General features: G+C 42.5%; 3 protein-coding genes. All 3 read right to left on the reverse strand.

Features of this window, described 5'->3' with window-relative positions; genetic code table 11:
• Positions 1 to 146: 146 nt before the first annotated feature.
• Positions 147 to 2,261, reverse strand: coding sequence for an alpha-L-arabinofuranosidase C-terminal domain-containing protein (locus ABIX36_RS16600; RefSeq protein WP_348083285.1), 2,115 nt, complete (start codon positions 2,259 to 2,261; stop codon positions 147 to 149).
• A gap of 388 nt (positions 2,262 to 2,649) precedes the next feature.
• On the reverse strand, positions 2,650 to 2,868 hold the full coding sequence (locus ABIX36_RS16605; RefSeq protein ID WP_348083286.1) for a hypothetical protein: 219 nt from the start codon (positions 2,866 to 2,868) through the stop codon (positions 2,650 to 2,652).
• 400 nt (positions 2,869 to 3,268) lie between these two features.
• Positions 3,269 to 4,786 carry a glycoside hydrolase family 43 protein gene (locus ABIX36_RS16610; protein WP_348083287.1) on the reverse strand — a complete coding sequence of 506 codons (1,518 nt, stop codon included), beginning with the start codon at positions 4,784 to 4,786 and terminating at the stop codon, positions 3,269 to 3,271.
• Between the last annotated feature and the right edge of the window lie 142 nt (positions 4,787 to 4,928).

Below are 4,928 nucleotides of genomic sequence, written 5' to 3' on the forward strand. Positions count from 1 at the left end.
ATAAATAATAGGGTTAGTGGCTTTTTGCGCGTATAAACACGGCACTAAAAGCGTGATAATTAAGGCCGTTATCCATAACCTGTAAATCGCATTTCTCATATTAACATTTGTTTTTTTTGCCCTGGTATTCTTTCCCTGGTTTTTAATTATTTAGTTAATGTGTTGATTTGAAGCACGCTTACTGAATATGGATCGAAAGTCCTTGTAAATTTAGCGCCGGCCACTTTTATTTTGGAGGTAACCGGAACTATTTTCACCGGATCACTGATCGTGTTCGTATCTTCGGGTTTATCCCCTTTTATTACTACGATAATACCCTCGGGAGAAAACTTTCCGGCCCCCTTTAAATCAATATCAACCTGCTGCGGCTTTCCTGTTGCATTTACTACTTTAAGAAACAGTTTTCCCGTTTTGGTGTCTTGGGTAGCTACATAAAACATGGCTGGTATAGGTTGGGGCATTTTGTTCGCCGCGCTGTCCTGCCTGGTGGCAGGCCTGGTTTGGGTAGGAATATTGGTGCCCGCTATAGGCACCACTTTATTGCCAATATAGCTGTTAAACATCTTCTGTACATAATACGATGGTGAACCAAAGCTTTTTAAAGCATCGTAACCTATCAGGTCCGAGTCCCATTGCCAGGCCTTTGGCGCAGTTGCTGTGGCTTTATTTATATTTACAAATAATGGCGCGTAGCACGACAAGATAACCAGGTCTGAATTTCGTTCCATGCCGGTCATCCAGGCGGCATCGCCCAGGGCGGCGTTCAAATTGGTGGTTGGTTCGCCTTCGCGCGTTGCCCACTCACCTACAAACACTTTATAGCCTTTACGGTCGTAGTTATCATAATGTGCCGCATCCTCTTCCATTTCCCAGGCAGTGCGGTAATAATGTTCATCTACAATTTCGGGCTTGCGAATTGTTAATTTACCCCTGGTCCCAAGCCAGTCCTTACCGCCGATGGTTGCAATACAGTGAAGGTTAGGGTATTTGGCTTTAATGCCATCATAAAACTGGGCAAAACGCCCGTCGTAACTGCCAGACGTGTCAAACCCGTCTTCGTTACCAATCTCCACATAGCTAAGTTTAAAGGGTGCCGGGTGCCCATCTGCCGCACGCTTAGCACCCCAGTAGGTGTGTACGTCGCCCGTAACATATTCAATTTCATCAAGCGCATCGTCTACATATGGCTTTAAAAGCGGGCCTGCGTCCACATGGTCGCCATCGAGCGAATAGCCGGCATGAACGGCAAGCAGTGGTTCCATCTTCAGGTCTTCGCACCATTCTAAAAATTCAAGTAAGCCCATACCGTCGGTAGGGCGATAGCCCCATGAGCCGGTATGGCCGGGGCGCCCCTCAAGCGGCCCCAAAGTAGTCTTCCAGGGAAATGCATCGGTCAATTTCGGGCCTTCAAGGAAATTACCGCCCGGAAAACGTAAAAAGCGGGGTTTCATATCAGCCAATAATTTCATTATGTCTATCCGGTTTCCATTTGGGCGGTTATGATAAGTTGGCGGAAATAACGAGACGAGGTTAAAATAATAAACCCCGGTACGGTTTGTTGAAATAACAAAACGGGCGTCAGTTGTTGGTTTAACACCAGCTCCGGTTGTTAATTTAAGTTCATATTTTTTCCAAAAGGCGCTTTTTACCAAATTAATACTCCCCGAAGCATATACCGTTTTACCGTCATTGCTTTCTATACTTACGGTTATAGGCCCGGCAGTGTTATCAGCAATTACCGGAACAGGAGTTGTAGGCGCGGGAGCCCATTGCTCGGGGGGCATTGGCTTGCTTTCAGCACCCTTAATATAAAAAGAGGCCTTATAAGTTGTATTAGGCAAAACAGGTATGCCCCAATAACCTTCATTGGCAATGCCGGCCCTAACGCCGCCGGTATCAACCAGTAATCTTAAACAACTGCTTAACGCGCCATTAATTGCGTGGCGCCGCTCATCTGCCGGTATATAGTTGGGGTTTGCGGCAACTAATTGCATTGTGGCCTTCGCGCCACCTTCCTTAATTACACTCCACGCTTCCGGCGTATTTGGGTTGTCCTTAAATATCCTGTTTCTGATCAGCTCGGCATATAAACCTCCATCGTACGAATGGTTGATCTCTTCGGTCATCAACCCATACAGTTGCGAACTTACATTTACGCCGGGTTTAGTTAGATCAAGCGTAAGCTTAGGGTTTTGCGCTTTTAAGCTTGTTGCAGTGAACAGGAACAGGCACAAACCCGAAATGGGTAATATTTTTTTCATCGTCAAAGTCAATATTATTAATTGTTTTTTTACACTTATTTTACGAGGCCAACTGGTCATTTCCATTATTCGGAATACGCTCAAACTCACTTTCGGAAGGTTCATAAATGTCCCAGGTGGCCTATCCTAAACTGCCTTGAATCCGGCAGCCTTTATTAGGGCAATATCCTTTTTTATTTTTTTTGGTCTTTATCATCATGCGGATGATAATGGGTGCCGACGTATAGTGTTTGAGTTTAAACCGAAACCTTTTGGAGAATTAGGTTTTATGCCAAACGCGCTGACTTTCTATTTGCATTCAATACATCTTTTACCGTTATACCTAAAAACACAGGCAATAAAAGACTGAATATCATAAAGCCTTGTAGTTGAAATCTTATTTTGAAAGTTAACACATCCCATAATGTTCTAAACATTTTTGAGTGAACTTCTTAATAAGAACCAAGCCCTCGTTGCACATTTTTTTCGATTCAGGCGTTAAGATAGGGTTACTGAAGAAAGCAACGTGATCCCTGAGCAAAATACCGATCGTATCGAAATTCTCTATTAAAGCTTTAATTTCACTTTCATCTAATTCCGGCGCTTTTGAAATAATTTGGTGTTCCATATTCTCTTTTTTTTAACCAGGTATCATTTGCCGTTACAGTTTAAAAAAATGCCGGGACCTCTCGGTAAAGGCCCCAGGCATCCACTTATATTCAACTAAACTCTCTCTTATTTAATTTTCAAACTTCTGATCTTTTTATCGCAAAACTTATCGTATTTTTAAAGTTTAGCTTGCCAGAAATCGGTACTGTCTAATATGTTCATAGTACCGCTGTTCCTGTAAAAGCTTTAATCCAACATTACTGTTTATATCCTGCTTAAGGGCATCCATCATACGCTGATCAAGCACCTTACCTGGCTCCCAAAAGAGAAAGGCTTAACGGTTTCACCGAATCGGCGGTAACAGCCCTTTTGATCGGACATCTACTTATAAATAGCATCAATAAACCAGCAACCAGACTTTAATAAAATTTCCATTCATCAAACAAAAAACCCTCTCCATTAAATACAAAATAGATATTCCCCACTTCTTTATTTATGTTCAGTTTTATTTTCTTTGAGAGCGTAGTCCAGTCCTTCACATCACACATAAGGGAAACAAGAGCCGGGCCTTTAAGATTATTTACATAAACATCAATTCTACCTGTTCCTTTCACCCGGGCTTCGAATTTGGCAGGAATCTGTTTGCTAAAATCGGCTCCCCGGACCATGAGACATTGTTTATCTATTTTTCCTATGGCAACCATATTACCCACAATACCAACAGTATCGAACTGGACTTGCCCCGAAGTGCCTGCAGTGGTTTCTGCTTGCTGAACAACGAATGGATTTAATAGGCTAAGTTGCGACGGGCCTTTAAAAGTTGCGTTGACCATAGGGAAAGTCACATCATTCTCTGCATCCACCAGTATTGCTTCGATACCTACATTACGAAAACCACCCTTAGTGTCAAAATAATCCTGTAAATACATGGCATGGTAGGCAAGATAATATTTCTCTTTAAACTTGAACAAGTGAGTGTGATTGTTTGTGAAAGGCCCCACGTTAACGTCGCCAGTATTCTTAAAGTAATTATCGCGATATTTCCAACTATCCAGATTTAAGGGTGTTTTACTCGTCATATAAGATATGTTGCATACGGTTGGTTTAGCAATATTGGTATAAGGCCATTCAGTGCGTTCATCCCAACTCGTACAATAGCTATAAACCCAGGTTCCATTGATAAAGTTAAGGTCGCTTGCCTCATTAAAATAAGGAGCGGGTATCTTAGAAATATCGCTGGCCAAACTGATCATATCTGCTCCTAATTTCACGATCCTGGCATTGTCCGGCATATATTTGGTTTTAGGCGTTCCGGCTCCAAAAACCAGCCAGCCTGTACCTTGGTCGTCAATCATAACACCGGGATCGAATGGATTGTCGACATCCACGCCGGGGACAGAAGGGTCAACTATATTCTTTCCTAATGGGTCACTCCATGGGCCAACGGGAGAGGTGGAAGTAAGGACGGCTGAGGCAATACCGCCATTGGAGTAATACAAATAGAAGTGCGTCTTACCATCTGCTTCCAGCCTGGATGTAATGGAAGGTGCCCAGGACAGCGCAATCCACGGTGCCACCTCGGCTGTATTGATGAGGCCATGATAAGTCCAGTTGACCATATCATCAGAAGACATCATGACCAATGTACGGGTATACCCGTAACTATTTTTCCCATCCTTTCCTACCTTCTCATACTGTTGATGATCATTCGTGGCATACACATAAATTCTTCCGTTGTATTCTACCGCTGTTGGGTCGGCCGTAAACATAAAATCTAATAAAGGATTCGCATTATCGGAGAGAAGTTTCGGAGAAACATTTGCGAATTTTGCTTCCAGGTTTTCATTAACCACTATAGTCTGAGCGTCTACTTTTTTTTTACATCCCCAAAAAGAGATAACAAGGACTGTACTTAACAACACTTTTTTTAGAAACATGCTTTTTTATTTTACCAAATGAATACTCATTAAGAAGCTGTTTGAGTTATTTATTTTAAATACCAGCTAAGGTTCTTTTGGCAACAACTGTTGCGTCGCAATCCTTTCATCTGTATATTTTCATGGCAACAGATGGCATCAT

Source organism: Mucilaginibacter sp., from assembly GCF_039925265.1.
In the GTDB taxonomy this organism is placed as follows: Bacteria; Bacteroidota; Bacteroidia; order Sphingobacteriales; family Sphingobacteriaceae; genus Mucilaginibacter.